Raw genomic sequence first — 25,701 nt, 5'->3', positions numbered from 1 at the left:
GCCGGACAGTTTCCGTGCCGTCAGGCGTGAACGCCGGCCGCGGCCGGTGCGGCGGCCGGGTGGAAGCGGAAGAGGTTCGCCGGGTCGTGGCGGGCCTTGAGCCCGGCCAGCCGCCGGTGCGCGCCCGTGTCGTGGACGCTGCGTGCCACCTCTTCGGCGTCCGGCCGGTCCCCGTGCCGGCCGAAGAGGAAGTTCACGCTCCGGCCGAGCCGCCAGGGCGCGACGGCCGCCAGCGCCTCGGCGTGCAGGGCCCGTACGGCCGCCAGGGCGGCGTCGGCCCGGTCGCTGCCGGAGCCGTCCTCCGCGGCGCCGGCCAGCGGCGACAGCACACGCAGCGCGTACCGGGCGTCCCGGTGGCCGACGGTGCCGGCCGCGCCGCCGCGGGTGGCCATCGCGCCGCCGAGATGGTTCAGCTGGACCACGCACATGTCCGGGGCGGCCGGTCCGGTCAGCGCCGCCACCCGGCGCAGCGCGTTCGCGTCCAGCCCGCTGAGCAGCGCGTTGTCACCGTCGTAGGCATGCGGATCGGCCGGGTCCCGGTGAATGGTGTGCGACTCGGCGTACGGCATCTCGCGCAGGTCGTCGCTCACCCGTGGCCCCACCGCCCGCAGCGGCGCCACCAGCCGCTCGCCCTCCGCGGCGCTCCCCGTATAGGCGATCCGGATATGTGCCAGGTAGCGGCCGCGCAGCGACCCGGGCAGCTGGGGGAGGTCCGGGTAGGCGATCAGGGCGAGCGAGGAGGTCAGCTCGTCCGGGACGGTTTCGGTCCAGCGCAGATACTCCGTCAGCGCCGCGTCGAGCTGTTCGCCGCCGAAGACCAGCTGTCCGCCGTAGAGCCGGGCCACCGGCACCAGTCCGAACTCCATCGCGGTCACCACCCCCAGGCCGTGACCGCCGCCGAGCAGCGCCCCGAACAGCTCGGGGTCGGTGTCCGCGGTGACGTGCCGCAGCCGGGCGTCGGCGGTGACCAGGTCGATGGACCGCACCTGGTCGGCGGCGAAGCCATACGTCCGGGCCAGCACCCCGACGCCGCCGCCGAGGGTGTACGAGATGACGCCGACGCCCGGGGAGGAGCCGTTGAGCGGGGCGAGTCCGTGCGGGGCCGCCGCCTCGACGACCTGGCCCCAGACGACGCCCGCCTCGACCCGCGCGGTGCCGGCCGCCGCGTCCACCCGCACCCCGGCCATCCGCCGCGTGCTGATCAGCAGGCCGCCGTCGGTGACCGCGGACAGCCCGTGCCCGGTGGCCTGGACCGCGACCGGCAGGCCCTGTGCGCGGGCGAAGCGCACCGCGGCGACGACGTCCTCGGCGCACCGGGCGCCGACGATGACAGCGGGCCGGTGCCGGCGGGCCAGCTGGAAGCCGGACCGTTCGGCGTCGTAGCCGTCGTCGCCGGGGAGCAGGACCGGGCCCCGGACATGGGCGGTGAGCGCGGCGAGGGCGGCGGGGTCGAGTGCGGGGGCTGCGGGTGCGGACGGCTGGACGAGGTCGTTGATCTCCATGTCCGGCACTCTGCCGCGATAAGTTGACACCGGCCGTCATATATAAATCCGGATGTGAAGTCGTCCCGTCTGCTCTCGATCGTGCTGCTCCTCCAGACCCGCGGCCGGGTGCCGGCCGCGGAGCTCGCCGAGCGGCTGGAGGTCTCGGCCCGGACCGTCTACCGCGATGTCGAGGCGTTGTCGGCGGCCGGGGTGCCGGTCTACGCCGAGCGCGGGCGGCACGGCGGTATCGCGCTGCTGCCCGGCTTCCGTACGGATGTCACGGGGATGACCACCGACGAGGCGCGGGCCCTGTTCATCCTGGCGGCGCAGGGCGCCCACTCCGCGCTCGGTCTGGACGACGCGCTGCGGTCGGCGCTGCGCAAGGTGATGGCGGCGCTGCCCGCCCCGCACCGGCCGGCCGCGGAGCTGACCGGCCGCCGCATCCTGGTCGACCCGGACAAGTGGACACCCCGCCCGTCGTCCGCCGCCGCCCCGGATGGCGGGCCTGCCGGCCGGGGCCCCGCGGTGGACCTCGATGTGCTGCACTCCGCCGTCTTCACCGACCTGCGGCTGCGGATCCGCTACCGCCACAGCGGCGAGACCCGGCTGCGGACCTACACCGTCGACCCGTACGGGCTGGTGGCCAAGGCCGGTACCTGGTACCTCGTCGCGGACCGGCGCGGCAGGCCGCAGCTCTTCCGGGCCGACCGGGTGGCGTCCGCGACCCTCACCGAGGTCCCCGTACGGCGCCGTGCGGGCGTGGAACTGGCCGCGGTGTGGCAGCAGCTGCGGCGCCAGGTGGAGGACCGGCCCGCGGAGGTGCGGGTGACCGCCCGGATCCGCCGCGAGCGGCTGGATCTGGCGGTGCGGATCCTCGGCGGGGCGCTGACCGGGCCGCCCCGTACGGGTGGGGGCGACGGCGACGGGGCGGGGGACGGAGACGAGGCCGGGTCCGGGGCCGGGGCCGGAGACGGCGGCTGGGCCACTCTCGACCTGGCCTTCCCGGTCCTGCCCGCGGTCCGTCAGCTGCTCCAGTTCGGCGATTCCCTCGAAGTGCTCGCGCCGCCGGAGGCCCGCCGGGTGATGGCCGAGGCCGCGGCCGCGCTCACCGCCGTCTACGCCGCGGACACCCCGTCCGCGTAGGCCGCGACCGGCCGTCCACCGTATGGGCGGCCGGCATCTCACCCGCTGGACGCGCCGCCGGAGCCCGCAGCGCGACGGATTAGGCTTCCCCCGTGGCTGATATCCAGATCCCCGCTGACATCAAGCCCGCCGACGGACGCTTCGGCGCGGGCCCCTCCAAGGTGCGTACGGAGGCGCTCGGCGCCCTCGCCGCCACCGGTAGCTCCCTTCTCGGCACGTCCCACCGCCAGGCCCCGGTCAAGAACCTGGTCGGCAAGGTGCGCGACGGTGTACGTGACCTCTTCCAGCTCCCCGAGGGCTACGAGGTCGTCCTCGGCAACGGCGGCTCCACCGCCTTCTGGGACATCGCGACGCACGGTCTGATCGAGCGCAAGTCCCAGCACCTCAGCTTCGGTGAGTTCTCCTCGAAGTTCGCCAAGGCCGCCAAGCTCGCGCCGTGGCTGGAGGAGCCCACCGTCATCTCCGCCGACCCGGGCGACCACCCGGACCCGGTCGCCGAGCAGGGCGTGGACGTCTACGGCTTCACCCACAACGAGACCTCGACCGGTGTCGCCGCGCCCCTCAAGCGCGTCGCGGGCGCCGACGAGGGCGCGCTGGTCCTGGTCGACGCCACCTCCGGCGCCGGCGGGCTGCCCGTGGACATCAGCGAGACCGATGTCTACTACTTCGCCCCGCAGAAGTCGTTCGCCTCGGACGGCGGTCTGTGGCTGGCGGCCTTCTCCCCCGCCGCCCTGGAGCGCGCCCGCGCCGTCCACGCCTCCGGCCGGCACATCCCGGAGTTCTTCTCGCTGCCCACGGCGATCGACAACTCCCTGAAGAACCAGACGTACAACACCCCGGCGCTGTCCACCCTCTTCCTGCTCAATGAGCAGCTGGAGTGGATCAACGGCCAGGGCGGCCTGGACTGGGCGGTCCGCCGCACCGCCACCTCCTCGCGCACCCTCTACGGCTGGGCCGAGGACGCCAAGTACGCCACCCCGTTCGTCACCGACCCGGCCAAGCGCTCGCAGGTCATCGGCACGATCGACTTCGACGAGGGCATCGACGCCGCCGCCGTCGCCAAGGTCCTGCGCGCCAACGGCATCGTCGACACCGAGCCCTACCGCAAGCTCGGCCGCAACCAGCTGCGGATCGCGATGTTCCCGGCGATCGACCCGGCGGACGTGGAGGCCCTGACGGCCTGCATCGACCACGTCATCGGCAAGCTGTAACGCCCGGCGTACGCGCACCACGAGCCCCGGCGGATGACCGCCGGGGCTCGTGCGCTGTGCGGGTACGGTCCCGGCTCAGCGGCTCAGCGGCTCAGTCGCTGGAAGCGCCGTACCGCCAGCGGCAGGAAGACCGCGGTGAGGGCGACCGGCCAGAGCACCGCCATCAGCACCGCGTGCTGTTCGACCCAACTGCCGCCCGTGGTAGCCGGGTTGCCGAAGAGCTCCCGGATGGCGCTCGCCGTCGAGGAGACCGGGTTCCACAGGGCGATGGCACCCAGCCAGTCCGGCATCATCGACGGCGGGGTGAAGACGCTGGAGATCATGCCGAACGGCATGGCGACGGCGTAGAGGCCGCCGGCCGTTTCCTGACTGGGCACCAGCAGGCCGAGATAGACACCGATCCAGATGAGGGCGAAGCGCAGAAGCAGCAGCAGCCCGAAGGCGGCGAGGGTGGCGGCCGGGCTGCCGTGGGAGCGCCAGCCGACGATCACGGCGATCACGGCCAGCGCCGCGAGATCGACGCTCGCGCCGATCACATCGGAGACCCCGCGCCCGCTGACCACGGCCGACGGTGCCATCGGCAGGGAACGGAAGCGGTCGGTGACACCACGCTCCCGGTCGACGACGACGGCCACCGCGGTGTTCATGAAACCGAAGGAGATCGTCATCGCGAAGATGCCGGGCATCGCGAACGTCGGGTAGTCCACCCCGCCGCCGACATTCATCGCGCTGCCGAAGACATAGACGAACAGCACCACGGAGACGACCGGGAAGCCCAGCTGCCAGGCGATGATGACGGGCTGCCGGACGAGATGGGTCAGATCCCGGCGGACGATGGTCAGGCAGTCGGCGACGGCCCAGTAGAGACGGCGCGCGGGGCCGTCCTCCGGGCCGTCCGGGACATCCGGGCCGGGGCGGCCGTCGTGCGGGATGTGCAGCACGGTTCCAGCGCTCATGCGGCCGCCTCCTCGCCGGCCCCGGCCGCCGGGCGGCCGGTGAGCCGCAGAAAGACCTCGTCGAGCGTCGGACGGCGCAGCCCGATGTCCGCGACGCCGACGCCCGCGTCCTGGAGGGTGCGCGCGACCTCGGTCAGCGCCGCCACGCCCGCCGTCACCGGGGCCCCGACCCGCCGCTCCGCCTCGTCCGCCGTGGGCCGTACGCCGTCCGCGGCGACCCGCGCCACGGCCCGTACCGCGTCCGGGAGACCGGCCGGGTCGTGCAGCACCACATGCAGGCTCTCCCCGCCGACCTGCTGTTTCAGCGCGGCGGGCGTACCGTCGGCGATCGTCCGGCCGTGCTCGATGACGGAGATCCGGTCGGCCAGCCGGTCCGCCTCGTCGAGGTATTGGGTGGTCAGCAGCACGGTGGTGCCGGCCGCGGCGAGCCTGCGGACCGCCTCCCAGACCTCGTTGCGGCTGCGGGGGTCGAGGCCGGTGGTCGGCTCGTCCAGGAACAGCACCTCGGGGGCGAGGATCAGGCTCGCGGCGAGGTCGAGACGGCGGCGCATCCCGCCGCTGTAGCCCTTGACCGGTTTCCCGGCCGCGTCGCCCAGGCCGAACTGCTCCAGCAGTTCGGTGGCCCGGGCCCGTGACCGGCGGGCGCCGAGGTGGAAGAGCCTGCCGAACATCTCCAGGTTCTGCCGTCCGGTCAATATCCCGTCCACGGCGGCGTACTGACCGGCCAGCCCGATCCGGGCGCGTACCCGGTCCGGTGCTCGCGTCACCTCGTGCCCGGCGACCGTCGCCCGGCCGCCGTCCGGTCGCAGCAGGGTGGCCAGGATGCGGACGACCGTGGTCTTGCCGGCACCGTTCGGCCCGAGCAGGCCGTGCACCGTGCCGCGGCGGACGGTGAGATCGAGGCCGTCCAGTGCCCGCTTGTCGCCGTACCGCTTTTCCAGTCCCTCCGCGCGCACCGCCACCTCGGCCGGTCCCGCCGCTTTCCGCGTATCGCGCCCTGTCCCGCTCATGCTGACGGCCATCGCCGCTCCCCTCCGGATCGGAAACTGAGTACACCGTACTCGATTACGCGTACGCCGTACTCAGTTTTTTCCCGGCGGCATAGGATGACCGCACGATGACGACGACAGAACACAGCGGCAGCGGCGATGTCTCGCGCAGCCTGGAGCTGCTCTGGGGCCTCGGCGACCGGCCCAGCCGCGGACCCAAGCCGGGCCTCACCCTCGACCGCATCGTCACCGCGGCGGTGGCGGTCGCCGATACCGACGGGCTCGGCGCGCTGTCCATGCGGCGGGTCGCCACCGACCTCGGCGTCGGCACCATGTCCCTCTACCGCTATGTCCCGGGCAAGGCCGAACTCCTCGACCTGATGCTCGACAAGGTCGCGGAGTTCGACACCGACGCCCATCCCGACCCGGCGGCCGGCTGGCGCCCCGCGATGGAGGCCCTCGCCCACGCCAGCCGGCGGCAGTACCACCGGCACCCCTGGCTGCTCCAGGTCGACCAGGCCCGCCCGCTGCTCGGCCCCAACGCCCTGGACTCCCTGGAGTACTCGGTGCGCGCGCTGGCCGGCACCGGTCTGACCGACCGCGAGAAGATGCACGTCCTGGTGACCTTCGGCGGCTTCCTCACCGGCCTCGCCCGCACCGAGCTGCACGCCGCGCTCGCCGAGAAGCGCACCGGCATCAGCAACGCGGACTTCTGGCAGTCACAGGAACCGGTGCTGTCCCGGGCGATGCTGAGCGGCCGCTACCCCGCCCTCGCCGCCCTGGACGAGGACACCTTCGCCGAGGACGACGCCCTGGTCTTCGAACTGGGCCTGGCCGCGCTCCTGGACGGATTCGAGGCGCTCATCGCCGCCCGTACCGCCCGAACGGACGCACCATGAGGTGACGAAACAGCACGGATGTGCCTGTATGGGAGCCATGACGAATCCCCCGAGCCCCGGCCTCGCCCCCTTCGAGCGGCAGGGAGCGATTCTGCTGACCTCGTACAAGCGGGACGGCACCGGCGTCGGCACCCCGATGAACCTCGCCGTCGACGGCGACCACGCCTACTTCCGCACCTACGGCGATGCCTGGAAGGCCAAGCGGATGCGCAACTTCCCGGAGGTGGAGATCTGCCCCTCCACCTGGCGGGGGCGGCCCACCGGACCCGCCGTCAAGGCGCGGGTGCGGCTACTGGATCCGCAGACCCGGGAGTACCGGCGGGCCGAGCGCTCGCTGACCCGGAAGTATCCGCTGCTCCACGGGCTGGTGGTGCCACTGGTGCACCGGCTGAAGAAGCAGCGGACGCTCCATTACGAGCTGCGGCTGACCGAGGGGGACGGGCCGGCGGGAGCCTGACGGGGCCCACGGTCTCTCCGTGGAGCGCCCACCCACCGGCCCTACCGCCGCCGCAGCAGCCTGCGGAGCGCGACGACCAGCCCCGTGGCCAGGGCGAGGACCATGGCCCCCTTGATGAAGCTCGGGTCCAGGTCCGTCTTCGAACTCCCCTTTCCGCCCTGCCCGTTGGCGCCGTCACCGTTCGCCGGGTCGTCCTTGGCCGCGTCCGGCAGCTGCTCATCGCTCAGCCCGACCGGCTCCACCGCGCTGTCGGCGCCCTCGGAGCCGTACATCAGGGTGCGGCCGTCCGCGGTGAAGGTGACCGCCTCGCCCTGCTGCTGCACCGGTACGCCCACGCTGCCGAGGTCCTTCGGGCGGCCGTCCTGCCAGCGGTAGATCCGGGCACCGAAATAGCTGCGCAGCACCAGACGGCTGCCATCCGGGGAGAACGCCCCGTCGGTCACCCACAGATCGACCGGGGCCACCTTGCGGAAGGTGTTGACGCCGGAGGTGGTCAGCCGCCGCGGGCCCTCGTAGAGCGCGCCACCGCCGCCCTGCTTCTTGCTGGCGATATAGACCCGGCCGGTCTTGGGATGCACCATCAGCGCCTCGGCGTCCCTCGGCCCGTCGGCGTACTTCACGTCGAACTGGGTGGCGGTGACGGTGGCATCGCGCAGCCGCTTCGGTTCGGGGAAGCGGTAGATCCAGACGTGGTCCCAGCTGCCGCCGAGGTTGTCGCCGATGTCGCCGACGTAGAGGGCACCGTCCGGGCCGGCCGAGATCGCCTCGACATCGCGCGGCGCGCCGATGCCGCGCAGCGTGATCCGGGCGACCACGCGGCCGGACTTGCCGTCGACGGCGTAGATGTACGGGCCGTCGTCGCTGTCGTTGTGGGTCCAGTAGATCCCGGGGTGCGTACGGCTGGCGGCCAGGCCGCTGGCCTCGGTGATCCGGGGGTCGCCGATGGTGAAGCCGTCGGGCTCGTCGGCGGCCGCGGGCACGGCGGCCGCCGCCCACAGGATTCCCGCGGCACCGGCCGCGCACAGAAGCGAACGCATGGGCACAGACTGCCATCCCGGGCCACGGCGCGGGGGCGCGGCGGCCGACGGGCCCCCGGCGCTCCGTGGTGGACGAGCGCGGCGTGTCCAGCGTCACGTACCGGCGGGTAAGGATTCTCGGCCATCATGTCCGGATGAGGATCATGTTCGTCGGTGACTCCATGACGATCGGCGCCACCGGCGATTTCACCTGGCGCTACCGCATGTGGCAGCACCTGAACGCGACCTGCGCCGGGCCGTACCGCATCGTCGGACCGCGCCACACCCTCCATGACCCCGCCGACGGCACCGCCGCCTGCACCGCCTACGCCGACCCCGGCTTCCCCGACGAGGCCCGCCGCCATCTCGCGGGCTGGGGCGAGGGCTGGCTGCACATGGCCCCGCTGATCGGTGACGCGGTACGCGAACACCGGGCCGACACCCTGCTGGTCTCGCTCGGCCTGATAGACCTCGGTTTCTACACGAACGCCGAGCAGACCGCGGAGAACGTACGGCGGTTCGTGGCGGCGGCACGGGAGGCGGCGCCGCACGTGCGGGCGGTGCTGATGCCGGTGATCCCCAACGTCCGGGCCTCGGCGGACCCCGCCTTCGGCACCGAGTGCGTCCGCTTCAACGAGCTGCTGGCCAAGGCCGTCGCCGGTCTCTCCACCCCCGCCTCCCCGTTGCTGCTGGCCTCCGAACCGGAGGGGTGGGAGACCGGCCGCGCCACCTACGACGGGACCCATCCGTCGGAGCACGGCGAGCACTTGCTGGCGGGCGCGTTCGCCCAGGCGATGCATCAGGCGTGGGGCGTCGGCGGGCCGTACCGCGCCGGGGCTGTAGCCGGGGCGGCCGTACCGGCCGGGTGAGACGCGCGGCGCGCGGGCCGGGCGCACGCCGACGCCCGAACGGCCCTTGCTTCGAGCGCACTTCAAGGCGTTGGCTGGACCACCATGAAGTACACGCAGCTCGGACGCACCGGACTCAAGGTCAGCCGACTCGTCCTCGGGACGATGAACTTCGGGCCTCAGACGGACGAGGCCGAGAGCCACACCATCATGGACGCGGCGCAGCAGGCCGGCATCAACTTCTTCGACACCGCCAATGTCTATGGCTGGGGCGCCAACAAGGGCCGTACGGAGGAGATCGTCGGCTCGTGGTTCGCCAAGGGCGGCGGCCGGCGGGACAAGACCGTGCTCGCCACCAAGCTCTACGCCAACATGGCGACGGACGACGGCAAGGTCTGGCCCAACCACGACAAGCTCTCCGCGCTCAACATCCGGCGGTCGGTGGAGGCCAGCCTCAAGCGGCTGGGTACCGACTACATCGACCTCTACCAGTTCCACCACGTCGACCGGGACACGCCCTGGGACGAGATCTGGCAGGCCATGGACGTGCTCGTCCAGCAGGGCAAGATCCTCTACGTGGGGTCGTCCAACCACGCCGGCTGGCATATCGCCCGCGCCAACGAGACCGCCGCCCGCCGCGGCTCGTACGGCCTGGTCAGCGAGCAGTGCCTCTACAACCTCGCCGAGCGCCGCGCCGAGATGGAGGTCATCCCGGCCGCCGAGGGCTACGGCCTGGGCGTCATCCCGTGGTCCCCGCTGCACGGCGGACTGCTGGGCGGTGCCCTCCGCAAGGAGCGCGAGGGCGGTGCGGGCCGCTCGGGCGCCGGCCGCTCGGCCGACTCGCTCGCCAACTCCACGATCCGCGCCCAGATCCAGTCGTACGAGGATCTGCTCGACAAACACGGTCTGGAGCCCGGTGAGGTGGCGCTGGCCTGGCTGCTCACCCGGCCCGGGGTCACCGGCCCGATCGTCGGCCCGCGCACCGCGGACCAGCTCGCCTCCGCGCTGCGGGCCGTCGAACTGACCCTCCCGGACGAGCTGCTCGCCTCGCTCGACGAGATCTTCCCCGGCCCCGGGCCGAGCCCGGAGGCCTTCGCCTGGTGAACGGGACGGGCGCCCGGCGGCCGGTTCCGGCCGGGCCGCCGGGCGCCCCCGCGGGGCCGGGGGCAGCCGTCAGCGCAGCGCCGCCGCCACGATCACGACGATGAGCAGCACGGCGAGCAGACCGGACATGATCCGGTTACGGGTTTTGGGATCCACCCTCTGAGCGTAACCGGGGCGGACCCGAACGCTTCAGCGGGCCGGTAGCGGGCGGCCGCGGACCGTCAGTGGCCCAGCGGCCAGGAGTCCACCGTTTCGTACCGGGGGTGCTTGCCCGCCACGCCCGCGACGGGCGGATGGCTGCACACCAGGGCGAGGGCCTCGACCGTCCAGGCGGTGCCGGCGAAGTCCTTGAGGGCGGTCGCGTACGGGCGCAGGTCCAGGCCGGGGACGCGGTTCCGGGCGAGGGTGAGGTGCGGGGTGTACGGGCGGTGCTCGTCGTCCATGGCGAGGCCGGCCCGGCGGCCCGCCGCGGAGGCCGCGTCGGCCAGCCGGCGCATGGCGGGACGGTCGCCGTCGGCCCCGGCCCACACCACCCGGTCCGAGAAGCGGCCGCCGCCGGCGATCCGCAGCTCGTAGGGGTCGCGGCGGCGGGCGGCCCGCGCCAGCCGCTCGGCCAGGTCGGGGACGGTCTCCTCGGGCACCTCCCCGTAGAAGGCGAGGGTGAAGTGCCAGCTCTCCCGGCCGGTCCAGCGCAGCCGGCCGGCGGCCGGAAACTTCTTCAACTGCGCCACCTCGGCGGCCAGTTCCTCGATCGCGCGAGCGGGGGGCAGGACGGCGGCGAAGAGTCTCATGCGGCCAGTGTGGCGCAGCACACCGGCCGTCCGGCGGGACACGACGTGCCATGGCCCGGCCCCGTGGTGGGGCCGGGCCATGGTGCGTGCCCGCACTACGCCGCGGGCGCCATGGCCCGCTCCGCGGACTGGGCCTCGCCCGGGGCCCGGGGCACGAAGGCGAGGTGCTGATGACCGCGGCGCAGGTCGACCTTGAGGCGCAGACCGCCCACCCGGGCGAGGATCAGGCCGATGAGGAGGGCGGCCGCCAGCGAGACGACACCGCCCGCCAGGAAGCCGATCCGCGGGCCGAAGGTGTCGGTGACCCAGCCGACCAGTGGTGCGCCGAGCGGCGTGCCGCCCACGAAGACCATCATGAACAGGCTCATCACCCGGCCGCGCATCGCCGGATCGGTGGCCATCTGGATGCTCGAATTGGCCGTGACATTGATCGTCAGGCCGACCGTGCCGATCAGCACCAGCAGCGCCGCGAACACCCAGAACGACGGGGCCAGCGCCGCCGCGATCTCCAGGACGCCGAAGAGCATCGCCGCCCCCACCACGAGCCGCAGCCGGGAGCTCGCGCGGCGGGCCGCGAGCAGTGCGCCGATCAGCGAACCGGCCGCCATCAGCCCGTTGAACAGGGAGTACGTCCCCGCACCCTGGTGGTAGACGTGGTGCACGAACGCGGTCAGCCAGATCGGGAAGTTGAAGCCGAAGGTCCCGATGAAGCCGACCAGGACGATGGGCCAGATCAGATCGGGGCGGCCGGACACATACCGCAGGCCCTCCCGCAGCTGGCCCTTGCTGCGCGGGACGCGGTCGACCTTGTGGAGTTCGGCGGTGCGCATCATCAGCAGGCCCATGAGCGGGGCGATGAACGAGAGACCGTTGAGCAGGAAGGCCCAGCCGCTGCCGAAGGCGGTGATCAGGACACCGGCGACGGCGGGTCCGATCAGCCGCGCGGACTGGAAGTTGGCGGAGTTGAGGCTGACGGCGTTGCGCAGCTCGTCCTGGCCGACCATTTCGGAGACGAAGGCCTGCCGGGCGGGGTTGTCGAGGACGGTGACCAGGCCGAGCGCGAAGGCGGTCAGGTAGACGTGCCAGACCTGCACCTGCCCGCTCAGCGTGAGCGCGGCGAGGGCCAGGCCGGTGACGCCCATGGCGGACTGGGTGACGAGCAGCAGCTTGCGCTTGGCGAAGCGGTCGGCGATGACACCGCCGTAGAGCCCGAAGAGCAGCATCGGCAGGAATTGCAGCGCGGTGGTGATGCCGACCGCGGTGGACGAGCCGGTGAGGCTGAGCACCAGCCAGTCCTGGGCGATCCGCTGCATCCAGGTGCCCGTGTTGGACACCATCTGGCCGGTGGCGAAGAGGCGGTAGTTGCGTATGCGCAGGGAGCTGAACGTGCCCTTGCGCGGTGTGGCGGCGGGGCCGGCGGCGACAGCCGGGGCGGTGCCCGGAGCGGTCGCGGTCGCGTCGTCGGAAACCGTGTCGTCGTGGGAGTTCGGTGCGGGGGCGGAGTGTGCTCCGGATCCCGTACTCAAAGTGGGTTCGCCTCCTCGGCCTCGGGTTCTACAGCTGTGCGAGCTTCTCCAGCACGGGCGCGGCGGCCCGCACCTTCGCCCACTCGTCCGCGTCCAGCCCTGAGGCCAGCTCGGCGAGCCAGGCGTTGCGCTTACGGCGGCTCTCTTCGAGCATCGCCTCGGCCTGCTCGGTCTGCGTGACGACCTTCTGACGGCGGTCGTCGGGGTGCGGTTCGAGCCGGACCAGTCCCTTGGCCTCCAGCATGGCCACGATGCGGGTCATCGACGGCGGCTGCACATGCTCCTTGCGGGCCAGCTCGCCGGGGGTGGCACTGCCGCAGCGGAACAGGGTGCCGAGCACCGACATCTCGGTGGGGCTCAGCGATTCGTCGACCCGCTGGTGCTTGAGTCGGCGCGACAGGCGCATCACGGCGGACCGCAGCGCGTTCACCGCGGCCGCGTCGTCAGGGGGCACCTCCGGCCCGTCGGGCTGAAGGGAGGACAGTTCCGGCATGGTCTTTAGCGTAACTCATTACCCTTTCTAAGGAAAGCCAGGGGGTCCTGTCCGTCATGACTCACCCATATGAGTGAGGGCGCCGCCGAAAATGACCCGCCTGACCGCGTACGGACGGGACCGTGTCCGGATGGGATCGAAGGTGCTCAGTCTGCGGGTGGACGGGGAACTGCTGGACCGCATCCGGCAGCACGCCGCAAAACGCGGAATGAGCGTCCAGGACTATGTGGTCCGGACGCTCATCCGCGAGGATTTCGACGAGCGGTTCCAATCCTCCGTCGACGAGACGGAGAAGCTGGGGGTCCGCTGGCCGGTTACTTGACCCCGAGCGCCTGCTCGATCGGGTCAAGCAGGAAGTAGACCAGGAAGCAGAGGCCGACCGCGTTCAGCAGCCAGGGGACCTCCTTGATCCGGCCGGTCGCCGCACGCAGCAGGATGAAGGCCAGCACGCCGATGCCGATGCCGTTGGTGATGCTGTAGGTGAACGGCATCGAGACGAGCGTCAGGAACGCCGGGATGCCGATGGTGAAGTCGCCCCAGTCGATGTCCCGGACGTTCGAGGCCATGATCAGGAAGCCGACGACCACCAGCGCGGGCGTCGCGGCCTGGGCGGGGACGACGGTCGCCAGCGGCGTGAAGATCAGCGCGAGCAGGAAGAGGCCGCCGGTCATCAGGTTCGCCAGACCGGTGCGGGCGCCCTCGCCGACCCCGGCGGTGGACTCCACGAAGCAGGTGTTGGCGGAGGCGGAGCCGAAGCCGCCGCCCGCGACCGCGATGCCGTCGACCATCAGGATCCGGCCCATGTTCGGCAGGTTGCCGGTCTCGTTGTCCAGCAGCCCGGCCTCCTCGCCGACGCCGATGATGGTGCCCATCGCGTCGAAGAAGCCGGAGAGCAGCACGGTGAAGACGAACAGGCAGCCGGTCAGCACGCCGACTTCCTTGAAGCCGCCGAAGAGGCTGATCTGACCGATCAGACCGAAGTCCGGGGTGTCGATGATCTTTTCCGGGACATTGGGGACCGCCAGGCCCCAGGCCGCGTCCGGGATGGTGACGAGGGCGTTGATGCCGATCGCGACGACGGCCATCGAGACCATGCCGATCAGGATCGCGCCCCGGACCTTGCGCACGATCAGCACGAACATCAGCGCCAGCCCGATGATGAAGACCAGCACCGGCCAGCCCTTGAGCTGTCCGCCCTGGCCCAGGCCCATCGGGACGGTGGTGTTCGCGGCGTCCGGGTTACGGGTCACGAAGCCCGCGTCGACCAGGCCGATCAGCGAGATGAACAGGCCGATGCCGATGGCGATGGCCCGCCGTAGCCCGTTGGGGATCGCGTCCATCACCCGCTGCCGCAGACCCGAGGCGACCAGGAGCATCAGCACCAGACCCGCGAGCACGACCATGCCCATGGCGTCCGGCCAGCTCATCTTGGGGGCGAGCTGAAGCGCCACCACGGCATTGATGCCGAGGCCGGCGGCGATGGCGATCGGGACATTGCCGATGACGCCCATCAGGACCGTGCTCAGTCCGGCCATCAGCGCGGTGGCGGTGACCAGCTGCGCGTTGTCGAGATGGTGGCCGAACTTATCGACTCCGGAACTGAGAATGATCGGGTTCAGCACGATGATGTAGGCCATCGCGAAGAACGTCGCCAGCCCGCCGCGGAGTTCGCGGCCGACCGTCGACCCCCGCTCGGAGATCTTGAAGAAGGCGTCGAGGCCGTTCTTGGGAGGCTTCGGAGCCGGGTTCTCAAGGGTGTCGACCGGCGTGGTGGCCGAGGGGGGCATGCGGGGACCTCAGTCGTACGGGCCTGGGCAGGCGCGGGGGCCCGAGGGCCCGGAACACGAACAAAAACGGAATCAACTGGATCAGCTTGGAGGAAGAGACAAGCAAAACCAGCCGAATCCAGAAAGGTTCAGTATGAATAAACAATGCGTTGATCGCTATCTCCGCGCGTAGACCCCTGCGGCACATGGCCTGGTCCCGCCCCCCACGCCGCCGGCGCCACCGCGCACGGCCACCGGCCCCCTGCCCACCGCCGCCCGCGGAGCCGTCACCCGCTCCCCGTAAGCTGAGCACCATGTGGAAGAAGTCCGAACTGCGCGAGGCCCCGGCGCCTCTTGAGGGACCCGTCGTCGGCACGATCACCGGCGGCACCATCATCTGGTTCGTCCTCTTCCTCGGCCAGCTCCCCTTCTACGGCTGGTTCGCCGACAACGGCCACGCCTGGTGGGTGTGGACCTGTCTGGCCGGCGGCGGCCTGGGCCTGATCGGCATCTGGTACGTCCGCGGACGGGATGCCGCGCTCAAGCGCGCCGCGGCGGCCGACCGCTCCTGACCACCTCCGCACCGCCCCGGCGGACAGGCCCTGGCTCCCTTCGCCCGGCCAGCGGGTGAAGTGCGCATTCCGCCCGTAACGTCGAGGGCATGACGGAGCGGGCGAGGACCGACGTCGCGCAGTCCGGGCCGGGTGGCGAGCCCGCCCGACGGGCGGCGGGGGAACCGGTCAACCCCGGACTGACCGCCGCCGAGGTCGCGGAGCGGGTCGCCCGGGGCGAGGTCAACGACGTCCCCGTACGCTCCTCCCGCTCGGTCGCCGAGATCGTCCGGGCCAATGTCTTCACCCGCTTCAACGCCATCATCGGCGTCCTCTTCGTCATCATCCTGATCGTCGGCCCCCTCCAGGACGGCCTGTTCGGCTTCGTGATCGTCGCCAACACCGGTATCGGCATCGTCCAGGAGCTGCGCGCCAAGAAGACCCTGGACAAGCTGGCGGTCATCGGCGAGGCCCGGCCGGCCGTCCGGCGCGGCGGGGTCACCGAGGAGATCCCCACCTCCGCTGTGGTGCTCGACGACATCCTCGAACTCGGGCCCGGCGACAAGGTCATCGTCGACGGTGAGGTGCTGGAGAGCGACAGCCTGGAGATCGACGAGTCGCTGCTGACCGGCGAGGCCGACCCGGTCGTGAAGAAGCCCGGCGAGCAGGTGATGTCCGGCAGCTTCGTGGTCGCGGGCGGCGGCGCCTTCACCGCGACCAAGGTCGGCCGGCAGGCGTACGCGGCCCAGCTCGCCGAGGAGGCCAGCCGCTTCACCCTGGTCCACTCCGAACTGCGGACCGGCATCAGCCAGATCCTCAAGTACGTGACCTGGATGATGATTCCGACCGCGCTCGGCCTGATCCTCAGCCATCTGCTCACCCTCGGGCTGCCGGGCGACGCGGCGATCCGCCGGATGGTCGCCGGGATCGTGCCGATGATCCCCGAGGGCCTGGTGCTGCTCACCTCCGTCGCCTTCGCGATCGGCGTCATCCGGCTCGGCCGCAAGAAGTGCCTGGTCCAGGAGCTGCCCGCGATCGAGGGCCTGGCCCGGGTCGATGTGGTCTGCCTGGACAAGACCGGCACGCTCACCGAGGGCGGCATGGATGTCCAGGGGCTGCGGACGCTCGACGGCGACGAGGGCTACCTCCGGCAGGTGCTGGGCGCACTCGGCGAGTCCGACCCCCGACCCAACGCCTCCCTCCAGGCGGTCATCGCGGCGTATCCGGCGGACGGCGGCTGGCGCTGCGTCCAGTCACTGCCGTTCTCCTCCGCCCGGAAATACAGCGGCGGGTCCTTCAACGGCCCGGACGGCGAGAGCAGCACCTGGCTGCTCGGCGCCCCGGACGTGCTGCTGCCGGCCGGTGACCAGCGGCTCGCCGAGACCGACGCGCTCAACGCGCAGGGCTTCCGCGTCCTGCTGCTGGCCCGCGCCGCACGGGAGCTGGACGACCCCGACGTCACCCGGGACGTACGGCCCGCCGCGCTGGTCGTCCTGGAGCAGCGGCTGCGCCCGGACGCCCCCGACACCCTGCGCTACTTCGAGGAGCAGGGCGTCCGGGCCAAGGTGCTCTCCGGCGACAACGCGGTGTCGGTGGGCGCGGTGGCCGGCAAACTGGGGCTGCCCGGCGCGGACGCCCCGGTGGACGCGCGCGCCCTGCCCGGCGAACGGGACGCGATGGCGGCCGAGATCGAGGCGGGCGCGGTGTTCGGCCGGGTCACCCCGCAGCAGAAGCGGGACATGGTCGCCGCGCTCCAGGCACGCAGTCACACCGTCGCGATGACCGGCGACGGCGTCAATGACGTGCTGGCCCTCAAGGACGCCGACATCGGCGTCGCGATGGGCTCCGGCTCCGAGGCGACCCGCGCCGTCGCCCAGATCGTGCTGCTCAACAACAGCTTCGCCACGCTGCCGTCCGTCGTCGCCGAGGGCCGCCGGGTCATCGGCAACATCACCCGCGTCGCCACCCTCTTCCTCACCAAGACCGTCTACTCCGTCCTCCTGGCGATCCTGGTCGCCTGCTGGCAGATCCCCTACCCGTATCTCCCCCGGCATCTGACCCTGCTCTCCACCCTCACCATCGGCGTCCCCGCGTTCTTCCTCGCCCTGGCCCCCAACAAGGAACGCGCCCGCCCGCACTTCGTCCGCCGGGTGATGCGCTACGCGATCCCGTCCGGCCTCATCGCCGGCGCCGCCGCCTTCGCCACCTATCTGCTCGCCCGCGGCTACTACACCGGCCCCGACGCCCTGTCCGCCGAGACCAGCGCCGCGACCCTGACCCTCTTCCTCACCGCGATCTGGGTCCTGGCGATCATCGCCCGCCCCTACACCTGGTGGCGGATCGCCCTGGTCCTGGCCATGGGCCTGGCCTTCCTCATCGTCCTGGCCACCCCCTGGCTCCAGACTTTCTTCGCCCTGCGCCTGGTCGGCACGACCATGCCCTGGGTGGCCGTCGCCATCGCCGTACTGGCGGCCGTCCTACTGGAGCTCACCTGGCGCTGGGTGGGCCGCCGCTTCCCGGCCTGAGCGTGAACGCCACGCCCGCCGCCGTATCGTCCCGGTCACAGAACCCGCCCCGGGATGGCCACACCCCTCGCCCCCGCCTAGTCTCCGCCCCATGACCTTCCACCCGGCCGACCTCACCTACGAGGTCCTGGCCCGCACCCATCACTCTCACCACTACCACTCCGGCGGCGACGGCGTCCTCAACTGGTGGGAGTGGCTGATCCTGGTCGTCGGCGCGGTCGCGGTGATCTGGTCGCTGGTGAAGAAGTTCAGCTCGGACTGAGCGGATGGCGACGGCCGGGGTGCAGCCGCCCGCGTAGGGCCGGACGCCGTTCCCGGTGGCTTGGCGTGGCTTGGCTTGGCGTGGCATGGCGTGGCTTGGCTTGGCGTGGCTGTCACGATCCCGGCAAAAGATCGAGATACGCCTGAGACACGGTCTCGGGACGATCGAAACACCTGCCGCTTAACGTGCGGGATACGTACGTCTGTAGGCGGGCCCGGGGCGGGCCGACGGTCCAAGGGTGTCGACGGACCAGCAACGGCCACGGGGCGGGAAGCGAGCGGCAGCGTGACGAAGGCAAAAAGGCAGCGTGGCTTCTGGCAAGAGCTGCCGATTCTCATCGGTGTCGCTCTTCTGCTCGCCCTGCTGATCAAGTCCTTCCTGGTGCAGGCGTTCTTGATCCCGTCCGACTCGATGCAGAACACCCTCCAGCGCGGGGACCGGGTCCTGGTGGACAAGCTGACGCCCTGGTTCGGCTCCGAGCCGCAGCGCGGCGAGGTCGTGGTCTTCCACGACCCGGGCGGCTGGCTCAACGAGATGCCGCCCGCTGAGCCCAACGTCGTCCAGCAGGTCCTCAGCTTCATCGGCCTGATGCCGTCAGCGGAGGAGAAGGACCTGATCAAGCGGGTGATCGCGGTCGGCGGCGACACCGTCGAGTGCCACGGCACCGGCCCGGTCAAGGTCAACGGCAAGGCGCTGAAGGAGGATGCGTACCTCTTCCCCGGCAACACCCCTTGCGGCGACAAGGCATTCGGGCCGGTCAAGGTTCCCAAGGGAAGCATCTGGGTCATGGGTGACCACCGACAGAAGTCCCAGGACTCCCGCTACCACATGAACCTCAAGGGCAACGGCACCGTGGAGACCACGCAGGTCGTGGGACGTGCCTTCACGGTCGCCTGGCCGATCAGCCGCTGGTCGTGGCTGCCCGTGCCGGACACCTTCGACCAGCCCGCGCTCAACAAGGCCGTCGCGGCGACTCCGGCCGTGCTGGGCCTCGCGGGCGCGGTGCCGCTCACCCTCTGGCGCCGCCGAAGGCGAGCCGCACGAGCGGCATAGCCCGCCCTACCTCTCCTCCCCACCCTCATCCCCGCCCTCATTTCCGTCCTCGTCATCCGGCGACCGGCCAACGGCACGCAGCCGCGCCCCCCTGCTCTCCGCGACGCGCCGCACATCCCGCAGCGAGTCGGTCAGCCCCCGGGCCAGAAAGCGCAGTTCCCGGTTGCTCGCCCCCTGACAGCCGAGCAGCTCGTCCGCATGCCCCATGAGGTCATCGGCCATACCGAGTTGAAGGCGCTCGATGTCATCGGCAATGCGGGAGACGGGTCCCGTCCCGTCTCCCAACAGGTAGCAAGGGTTGCCGTTGGGGCTCGACCACGGCAGCAGACGTGGGGCAGTTTCGTTCATGTCCTCAACTCCCAGGGCCCTCAGTGCGGAATGTGAGCAGCCGACGAGGGCAGATGCAGGTTGTCCGGATTTGACCACCCCGAGACTGGCATCCCATCAGTAGGCAGGGAATGAACGGCTGTTGCCCTTCCGTGGCACTTCCGTCCCCCGAGCCACATGCTTCGTGCTTCCATGGCGACGGAAGGGAGCAACGCGTGGCGACCGTGCACCACTGGACCGGCCGGGAGGCCCGAGCGCTTCGTCACGCCCTGCGGATGAGCGTCCGGGCATTCGCCGAACACCTGGGTGTCGGCATCCGAACCGTCTCGAAATGGGAGAAGCTACTCGGCAGCACCGAGCCGCGTCCTGACACCCAGGCAATTCTGGACACCGCTCTGGCCCGCGCGGACGCCGCGGCACATCTGCGCTTCGAGGCGAACCTCTCCATGGCCGGACATCGCGCATCCAGCATGAACCGCCGGGCGGCAGCCACCGGCCCACGGGCGTGGGAGTACGAGTCGTGGACCGACGACCTGGAGCGGGCCTTCGTCGCCCTGTCCCAGCAGAACTTCGCGTTCGCCGACGATCTTCTGCATCGGTGGCTGGCTCGCTGCAAGGTAACGGAACTGGACGACAGGGGCCTGTACTTGTTCGCGCGGTCCACCGCCCTGCTCGGCGACCTGCGACGCGACCAGGGCGCTGTGCTGGGGCCGCTGTCGGCAGAGCACTGCTATGCCGATGCCCGCTCGGTCTTCACCCAGCTCGACATCCCCCGGCGTGTCGCCCAGGTCGAACTGTCCCTGACAGTGGTCGCCGAGATGGCCGGCAGGCTGAAGACTGCCGCCCGTCGCTACGAGACTCTCGCCGTGGACGACCGACTTTCCCGCCGCGACCGAGCCCGGGCAAGGTTGTGGGTGGGAACCTCGCTGAGCAAGGACGGCCATCACGACTATGCCGCCCGCGTCATACTGGCCGCGACGCGCGATTTCGAGGACTTGTCCGAACCCGAGGACTGGTCGGTCGCCCACCAAAAGGTCGCCCTAGCCCATCGCGGTGCCAACGACCTCGACTCCGCCCTGCACTTCATGGAGATCGCCCGCAGTACCGGTGTGAGCAACTCGCCGCTGCAACGTGTGCGGTCGGACACCGCGCACGGTCACATCCTGCTGTCCGATCCGCCCACCCGGGATGATGGGCTGCGTGTGCTCGACGACGCCGCGAAGCTGGCCGCCACGTTCGGCCTCAGTCACCAGCTCCACAGCATCGAGAGCGTCCGCAAGGCGACCGAGGGGCATTCCTTCCCCCGGCGACGGTGACCAGGGAGAATCAGCGTGACGGACAACCAGCGGGCCCTCACCGACGATCAGCGGCAGTGGGCCGGGCTGATCTGGGACTACCACCGGATGCACCACGAGGTGCGGCCGGCCGACGTGGCGATCGGGCTGGGCAGTCACGATCTCGGGGTGCCCGCCTTCTGCGCCCGGCTGTATCGCGCGGGGCTCTTTCCTGCCCTGGTCTTCACCGGCGGCCCCAACCCCACTGCCCCGGAACGGTTTCCGCGGGGCGAGGCGGTCCACTTCCGGGAGCATGCGCGGGAACTCGGGGTACCGGACGAGGCCGTATTGCTGGAGCCCGCGGCGCGCAACACCGGCCAGAACATCACCTTCTCCCGGGAGGTGCTGGCCGCCGCCGGCATCGTCCCCGAGACCGTGCTGTTGGTGTCCATGCCCTATATGGAGCGACGGGCCTTCGCCACCGCCCGCAAGATGTGGCCCGAGGTCGAGGTGATCTGTGCTTCGGAACCGCTGGAGTTCGACGACTACCTCAAGAGCATCGGCGACGAGAAGCTCGTGACGGACCAGCTCGTCGGTGATCTCCAGCGGGTGATCGAGTATCCCGGGCTCGGCTTCGCCATCGAGCAGGAGGTACCCGAAGACGTACAGGCCGCGTACGCCTCACTCGTCCGGGACGGCTTCACCAGCCGACTGCTCACCCGCTGACCGGACGCCGCCCGGCCGCCCCCTGCCCCTCACACATCGCCCTGCACACGGGCATGAAGATGCATGTCATGCCAGCCGTCCTGTTGGAGATGGGCGCTGCGGCGGGTGCCCTCCAGGGTGAAGCCGGACTTGGTGGCGACCCGGCAGGAGGGCTCGTTGGCGGTCGAGTGGGCGAGTTCGAGGCGGTGGAAGCCGGCCTCGTCCAGGGCCCAGGCGGCCAGTGTGGCGAGGGCGCGGGGGGCGATGCCGGTGCCGCGGGCGGGCGGCAGGACCCAGTACGCGCACTCGGCTTCACCGTGGTCCAGGTCCATCCGGCGCAGGCCCGCCCGGCCGAGGATCTCGCCGTCGGAGGCCCGGGTGATGGCCCACTGGGCGTCCCGTTCCCGCTGCCAGGAGCGGTGGGAGGCCGCGATCCACTCCTGTGCCTCCGCCGGGGACGTGACGTGGTGCATGTGCCAGCGGCGGATCGCCTGGTCCTGGTAGGCGACTTGCAGGACGGGGGCGTCGGCCGTCTCCCAGGGCCGCAGCAGCAACTCGCCGCCGGGTGAGGGGAGAGCAGGCTGCGGGGTGGCCGAGAGGGTACCGGCGGGGAGGGCGGGAGTGATGGCGAGGGGCATGGGCGGCATCATCTCCCTGCCACCGCCCCTCCGTCAGTCGAACCACCGCGCCCGCGCCAGCTCCTCCCCCCGGTCCGGGTCTTCCAGGAGGGCGGCGACCTCGAAGCGGCGGGGCCACTGGCCGGTGGACCAGGCGAGGCCGGCGGCTACGCCCTCCAGGGTGGCGGCGTGGAGGGTGCCGTCGGAGGTGTAGCGCCAGTCGAGTTCGGCGTTGTCGTCGGGGCCGTCGCCGACGAGGAGTTCCTCGTGTTCCAGGTACGTCTCGGGGGTGGCGGGGCCGAGCAGGACGCGGACGGCCCCGGGGACCTCATGGCGTACGCCCTCGGATCGGACCTCGGCGCTGACCACCTCGCTCAGGCGCCGTACCTGGAGCAGTTCGGCCAGCGCGGCGGCACGGGCCGGGCGCACGGGGAGCAGGGCGCGGCCGGCCGCCAGCGGCACCAGGTCCGGGGCGTCGGCGACCACGGCGTCGGCCGCGTCGACCACCTGGATTTCCTGGTCGCGCACGGTCCGCAGCTCGTCCGGAAGGGTCACCTGGTCGGGGTCCAGATCCGCCAGCAGGCCGTAGAGCGCGTGCAGTTGTGCGGCGCCGACGGTCAGGTCGGGGTCGGCGAGCCGGGCCAGCAGTTCCGCCGCGCCGCCCGGCTCGTCGAGGAGCGCGGCGACGGAGGTCCGGACGCCGAGGGCACGGAGGACCTGGGCGTCGACGTCGCCCGCGTCGGCGGACTCGTACAGCCCGGACAGCAGCGGGTCACCGCCCGCCGACCGCAGACCGGCCGGCCGGCGGCCGTCCAGCACCGGGTGCCCGCGCAGCCACCAGGCGGTGTACGGGCGGACGGATTCGGTGGTGCCGTCGGGGAGCAGGACCCGCACGGGTGCGGTCAGGGCATCGCGCAGCGGCGGCTGGGACAGCATCGCCAGCACCTGGGGCCAGGCGTCGTCGTCGACCAGGTCGAGGTCGCGGACCGCGACGAGTTCGGTCACCACCGGCGGGACGGGGGTCTCCGGCAGCGCGTCGAGGATGTCCTCGCACCAGACGTCCACCGCGTCCAGCAGTCCGACATCGTCCGGCTCGGCGAAGTCGCCCTCCCGGGGCTCCATCTCGTCCGGGTCGAGCACCACATCGGTGGCCCGGACCAGCGCGAAGGCGGCCATGACGCCCACGGCCGTCAGCGGCTGCTCGCCCCACCGTCCGGCCCACTCCGCGTCACAGGCCGCGATCTCGCCTTCCCGGATGACGCGCTCGAAGGCGCTGCCCGGGTAGACCAGCTCGCCGGCCGGTGCCAGCTCACCGTCCTCGTCGGGCAGCGCGAGCGCCCCGAGCCAGGGCTCGTCGCCCGGCGTGAGATTGGCGTCCCGGACCAGACCGAGCACCGTCTCCGCCAGCTCCTCGGCGCCCAGCGGGGCCCCCGGCCCCTCGCCCAGCTCGTCGGCGAAGACGTCGTACGCGTCCTCGTCGGCCTCCAGGGAGTTCGCCACCGCCGCCCGCACCTGGGGCGTGGTCAGGACGGCGCGCGGCGCGGCCGGGGTGGCGCCCAGCTTCTCCAGCAGCGGGTGCACCGCCTCGGGGTGGGCGACCTTCAGGCCGAGCCGGGCGAGCGTACGGTGCCGGGCCGCGGCGTCCTCCTCGGGGCCGCCGCCGGGCAGCGGGAGCAGCACCTGACGCGGCCCGATCGTGGTCCGTACGCCGCCCTGCGCGCCGCCGGGCCCCTGGCCGGCCGTGCCCGCGAGCGGGACCGGCAGCCCGCTGAGCCGGTCCGGGTCCGTACCGGCCAGCGCGTCATAGAGCCGCCACCACCAGCCGGGCGACCGTTCGACGCCCGCCAGCCGGTCGATCATCTCGCCGAGCGGCACCCGGGCCACGCCCAACGCCCGCAGCTCCGGCCGGCGTTCGAGCCCGGCCGGCAGCAGGCTGGGGAACAGCTCGGCCAGCACGCCCACGGCCGCCGCGCCCGCGCCCTCCACCAACTCGGCGTCCACCGGGCGCAGGACGTACCGGTCCACGCCAGCGTCGCCCTCGTCCCACTCGTCCGCCGGCGCGGCCTCGGGCTCGGCCGTACGCCCGCCGGCCGGGGCGCCCGCGCTCGGCAGGAACCGCACCCGCGGCAGCAGTTCCAGTACCTGGCGGCGCAGCTCACCGTCCAGACCGCCCTTGCCCAGCGGGCCCGGCACCAGATCGAGGGTGCCGACCGACACCGGCTGCCAGTCGCCCAGCAGCGCCGCATACGTCGCGGCCACCCGCCCCACCAGGAAGTCCATCAGCGCGCCCGGCGCGACATGCCGCCGGGTCGGCTCCAGCGGGAACGACGCGATCAGCAGCGCGGGCAGCCCCAGCGGCTCGTCCGTCGGCGTCGGGGCGTGCACCACCGCCGCGGTGCCCGGCCGGACCGGCGCGCCCTCGTCGTCCACCGGCACCGCCCAGGTCACCGACCAGGCCGGCCGCAGCCGCTCCTCGACCGGCCGGTCCGCCAGCAGCGCCGGATCCAGCGGCCCGCCGTCGCTCGCCACCCGCCACCGGGTGGCGCCCCGCTCGCTGTCCTCGATCAGGACGTACGGGCCGTCCTGGCTGCGCCGCAACTCCCGTACGCCCTCCGGGGTCTCGACCACGACCTCGGCCAGCCCCGGCAGCGTCAGCAGCAGCGCCGCATCGATCCCGGTCAGCAGCCGCTCGGCGAGATCCTGCGCCGCGACGTCCCGCAGCGGCAGCACGACGGCGGTGTCATACCCCTCGGGCGCCCCGCCCTCCGCGGGCAGCGGCAGCCGCAGCAGCGGGACATGCCCGTCCCGTCGGCGCAACTCACCACCCAGCCCCGGGCTGTGCGCCGCCACCTCCTCCGTCAGCGCCCGCGCCTCGGCCAGCGACCAGCGGACGCCGCCGGTACGGCCCACCAGCGCCGGCTCGTCACTCACCGACAGCACCGCGGCGAAGCCCACACCGAACCGGCCGACCGCACCGGCCGCCACACTGGGCTCCCGCTTCGCGGACGCCCGCAGCGTCGACAGCGACTCGACGCCGGTGGCGTCCAGCGGGGCACCGGTGTTGGACGCGACGAGTACGGCGGGGGCGTCGCCGTTGGCCGCGTGCAGGGTCAGCCGGAGCCGGCCGGGGACACCGGCCCGGGCCGCCGCGTCCGCCGCGTTCTGCGCCAGCTCCACGGCCAGCCGGTCGCGGTAGCCGCCGAGCGCGAGGTCCTCCTCGGCGTTCGCGTCCTCCCGGAACCGGGCCGGCGAGGCGGCCCAGGCATCCAGCACGCCACGCCGCAGCCGAGCCGTCCCGAACGGGTCTCCGGCTGCGCCTCGCACCCACGACGTAGCTGTCACTGTCGGTCTCCCTTAAATGTCGGTGGGCCGACGGTATCGCCCCACGTGGGCGGGTGCCCCGCCGCGCTCTCGTTTCCCGCCTGTCGGCGGGGCCCCGCCTGTCGGCGGGAGGGGGTGTATGGGGTGGGGGTGATGAAAGACAAAAGACCAGCACCCGCCGCCGCACCACGACACGGCCGAACTACTGGTCTTTGACAACTCCCCCACCGGACGGAGGCCGCCATCCGAACGGGAGGGGGCGGGCCGGAGGGGGGGGGGGTGTGGGGGGGGGGGGGGGGGGGGGACAAAAAAAACACCAAAAAAAAAAAACCCACAACCCCCCCCCACAACAAAAACACCCCAACCCCACACCCCCCCCCCCC

24 protein-coding genes are annotated in these 25,701 nt (G+C 72.0%); 13 read left to right on the top strand and 11 right to left on the bottom strand.

Features of this window, described 5'->3' with window-relative positions; translation table 11 throughout:
• Positions 1-20: 20 nt before the first annotated feature.
• Positions 21-1,502: an FAD-binding oxidoreductase gene (locus tag ACZ4XD_RS02175; protein WP_468037310.1), complete on the bottom strand. Its 1,482-nt coding sequence runs from the start codon at positions 1,500-1,502 to the stop codon at positions 21-23.
• A 54-nt stretch (positions 1,503-1,556) separates the two neighbouring features.
• On the opposite strand from ACZ4XD_RS02175, the gene ACZ4XD_RS02170 reads away from it, so the two are divergent.
• Positions 1,557-2,627: a helix-turn-helix transcriptional regulator gene (locus ACZ4XD_RS02170; RefSeq protein ID WP_468037308.1), complete on the top strand. Its 1,071-nt coding sequence runs from the start codon at positions 1,557-1,559 to the stop codon at positions 2,625-2,627.
• Between the two features lie 92 nt (positions 2,628-2,719).
• Positions 2,720-3,838: a phosphoserine transaminase gene (serC, locus tag ACZ4XD_RS02165; RefSeq protein WP_468037307.1), complete on the top strand. Its 1,119-nt coding sequence runs from the start codon at positions 2,720-2,722 to the stop codon at positions 3,836-3,838.
• Between the two features lie 83 nt (positions 3,839-3,921).
• On the opposite strand, the gene ACZ4XD_RS02160 is transcribed toward serC, so the two are convergent.
• Both ACZ4XD_RS02160 and ACZ4XD_RS02155 read right to left on the bottom strand, forming a co-directional pair.
• Positions 3,922-4,794, bottom strand: coding sequence for an ABC transporter permease (locus ACZ4XD_RS02160; RefSeq protein WP_468037305.1), 873 nt, complete (start codon positions 4,792-4,794; stop codon positions 3,922-3,924).
• On the bottom strand, positions 4,791-5,804 hold the full coding sequence (locus ACZ4XD_RS02155) for an ATP-binding cassette domain-containing protein (protein WP_468037762.1): 1,014 nt from the start codon (positions 5,802-5,804) through the stop codon (positions 4,791-4,793). The genes ACZ4XD_RS02160 and ACZ4XD_RS02155 overlap by 4 nt, the downstream gene beginning before the upstream one ends.
• Before the next feature lie 107 nt (positions 5,805-5,911).
• Here ACZ4XD_RS02155 and ACZ4XD_RS02150 point away from each other — a divergent pair, with 107 nt between their 5' ends.
• Both ACZ4XD_RS02150 and ACZ4XD_RS02145 read left to right on the top strand, forming a co-directional pair.
• Positions 5,912-6,682: a TetR/AcrR family transcriptional regulator gene (locus ACZ4XD_RS02150; protein ID WP_468037303.1), complete on the top strand. Its 771-nt coding sequence runs from the start codon at positions 5,912-5,914 to the stop codon at positions 6,680-6,682.
• A gap of 37 nt (positions 6,683-6,719) precedes the next feature.
• Positions 6,720-7,139, top strand: coding sequence for a PPOX class F420-dependent oxidoreductase (locus ACZ4XD_RS02145; protein WP_042149694.1), 420 nt, complete (start codon positions 6,720-6,722; stop codon positions 7,137-7,139).
• A gap of 41 nt (positions 7,140-7,180) precedes the next feature.
• Here ACZ4XD_RS02145 and ACZ4XD_RS02140 read toward each other — a convergent pair whose 3' ends face one another.
• Complete coding sequence (locus tag ACZ4XD_RS02140; protein WP_468037301.1) at positions 7,181-8,176, bottom strand: hypothetical protein; 996 nt, start codon at positions 8,174-8,176, stop codon at positions 7,181-7,183.
• A 143-nt stretch (positions 8,177-8,319) separates the two neighbouring features.
• Here ACZ4XD_RS02140 and ACZ4XD_RS02135 point away from each other — a divergent pair, with 143 nt between their 5' ends.
• Positions 8,320-9,024, top strand: a complete 705-nt coding sequence (locus tag ACZ4XD_RS02135) for a GDSL-type esterase/lipase family protein (protein WP_468037760.1) — start codon at positions 8,320-8,322, stop codon at positions 9,022-9,024.
• Between the two features lie 84 nt (positions 9,025-9,108).
• Positions 9,109-10,107 (top strand): aldo/keto reductase, encoded by a 999-nt coding sequence (locus tag ACZ4XD_RS02130; RefSeq protein WP_468037299.1) that lies wholly within the window; start codon positions 9,109-9,111, stop codon positions 10,105-10,107.
• 221 nt (positions 10,108-10,328) lie between these two features.
• Here ACZ4XD_RS02130 and thpR read toward each other — a convergent pair whose 3' ends face one another.
• From thpR to ACZ4XD_RS02115, 3 genes are all read right to left on the bottom strand, one after another.
• On the bottom strand, positions 10,329-10,898 hold the full coding sequence (thpR, locus tag ACZ4XD_RS02125) for an RNA 2',3'-cyclic phosphodiesterase (protein ID WP_468037297.1): 570 nt from the start codon (positions 10,896-10,898) through the stop codon (positions 10,329-10,331).
• A gap of 95 nt (positions 10,899-10,993) precedes the next feature.
• Positions 10,994-12,424, bottom strand: a complete 1,431-nt coding sequence (locus ACZ4XD_RS02120) for an MFS transporter (RefSeq protein ID WP_468037295.1) — start codon at positions 12,422-12,424, stop codon at positions 10,994-10,996.
• Between the two features lie 28 nt (positions 12,425-12,452).
• Positions 12,453-12,917, bottom strand: a complete 465-nt coding sequence (locus ACZ4XD_RS02115) for a MarR family winged helix-turn-helix transcriptional regulator (RefSeq protein ID WP_468037293.1) — start codon at positions 12,915-12,917, stop codon at positions 12,453-12,455.
• A 130-nt stretch (positions 12,918-13,047) separates the two neighbouring features.
• On the opposite strand from ACZ4XD_RS02115, the gene ACZ4XD_RS02110 reads away from it, so the two are divergent.
• Positions 13,048-13,239 (top strand): hypothetical protein, encoded by a 192-nt coding sequence (locus ACZ4XD_RS02110; RefSeq protein ID WP_468037291.1) that lies wholly within the window; start codon positions 13,048-13,050, stop codon positions 13,237-13,239.
• Here the strand turns inward: ACZ4XD_RS02110 and ACZ4XD_RS02105 are convergent.
• Entirely contained in the window at positions 13,232-14,704 is a 1,473-nt protein-coding gene (locus ACZ4XD_RS02105; RefSeq protein ID WP_468037289.1) for an NCS2 family permease, read from the bottom strand. The genes ACZ4XD_RS02110 and ACZ4XD_RS02105 overlap by 8 nt on opposite strands.
• A gap of 293 nt (positions 14,705-14,997) precedes the next feature.
• On the opposite strand from ACZ4XD_RS02105, the gene ACZ4XD_RS02100 reads away from it, so the two are divergent.
• From ACZ4XD_RS02100 to lepB, 4 genes are all read left to right on the top strand, one after another.
• On the top strand, positions 14,998-15,255 hold the full coding sequence (locus tag ACZ4XD_RS02100; RefSeq protein ID WP_042147245.1) for a DUF2530 domain-containing protein: 258 nt from the start codon (positions 14,998-15,000) through the stop codon (positions 15,253-15,255).
• Between the two features lie 89 nt (positions 15,256-15,344).
• Positions 15,345-17,759, top strand: a complete 2,415-nt coding sequence (locus ACZ4XD_RS02095; protein ID WP_468037287.1) for an HAD-IC family P-type ATPase — start codon at positions 15,345-15,347, stop codon at positions 17,757-17,759.
• Between the two features lie 91 nt (positions 17,760-17,850).
• Entirely contained in the window at positions 17,851-18,021 is a 171-nt protein-coding gene (locus ACZ4XD_RS02090; RefSeq protein WP_468037285.1) for a hypothetical protein, read from the top strand.
• A 285-nt stretch (positions 18,022-18,306) separates the two neighbouring features.
• A complete protein-coding gene (gene lepB, locus ACZ4XD_RS02085) occupies positions 18,307-19,074 on the top strand; it encodes a signal peptidase I (RefSeq protein WP_468037283.1) in 768 nt (255 codons plus the stop codon).
• A 6-nt stretch (positions 19,075-19,080) separates the two neighbouring features.
• Here lepB and ACZ4XD_RS02080 read toward each other — a convergent pair whose 3' ends face one another.
• Positions 19,081-19,422, bottom strand: coding sequence for a hypothetical protein (locus tag ACZ4XD_RS02080; protein ID WP_468037281.1), 342 nt, complete (start codon positions 19,420-19,422; stop codon positions 19,081-19,083).
• Between the two features lie 194 nt (positions 19,423-19,616).
• Between ACZ4XD_RS02080 and ACZ4XD_RS02075 the strand changes: the two genes are divergently transcribed.
• Both ACZ4XD_RS02075 and ACZ4XD_RS02070 read left to right on the top strand, forming a co-directional pair.
• Positions 19,617-20,717, top strand: coding sequence for a helix-turn-helix domain-containing protein (locus ACZ4XD_RS02075; RefSeq protein ID WP_468037279.1), 1,101 nt, complete (start codon positions 19,617-19,619; stop codon positions 20,715-20,717).
• A gap of 15 nt (positions 20,718-20,732) precedes the next feature.
• The gene (locus ACZ4XD_RS02070) at positions 20,733-21,401 is read left to right on the top strand and encodes a YdcF family protein (protein ID WP_468037277.1); all 669 of its coding nucleotides are present in this window, start codon (positions 20,733-20,735) and stop codon (positions 21,399-21,401) included.
• 29 nt (positions 21,402-21,430) lie between these two features.
• On the opposite strand, the gene ACZ4XD_RS02065 is transcribed toward ACZ4XD_RS02070, so the two are convergent.
• Both ACZ4XD_RS02065 and ACZ4XD_RS02060 read right to left on the bottom strand, forming a co-directional pair.
• A complete protein-coding gene (locus ACZ4XD_RS02065) occupies positions 21,431-22,018 on the bottom strand; it encodes a GNAT family N-acetyltransferase (RefSeq protein ID WP_468037275.1) in 588 nt (195 codons plus the stop codon).
• Between the two features lie 33 nt (positions 22,019-22,051).
• Positions 22,052-25,270: a sacsin N-terminal ATP-binding-like domain-containing protein gene (locus ACZ4XD_RS02060; protein ID WP_468037758.1), complete on the bottom strand. Its 3,219-nt coding sequence runs from the start codon at positions 25,268-25,270 to the stop codon at positions 22,052-22,054.
• Positions 25,271-25,701: the final 431 nt, after the last annotated feature.

This window comes from Streptomyces sp. NPDC029466 (genome assembly GCF_055574515.1).
The sequence above is the reverse complement of the archived record's forward strand: the minus strand, read 5'-3'. Positions and strand labels throughout refer to the sequence as shown.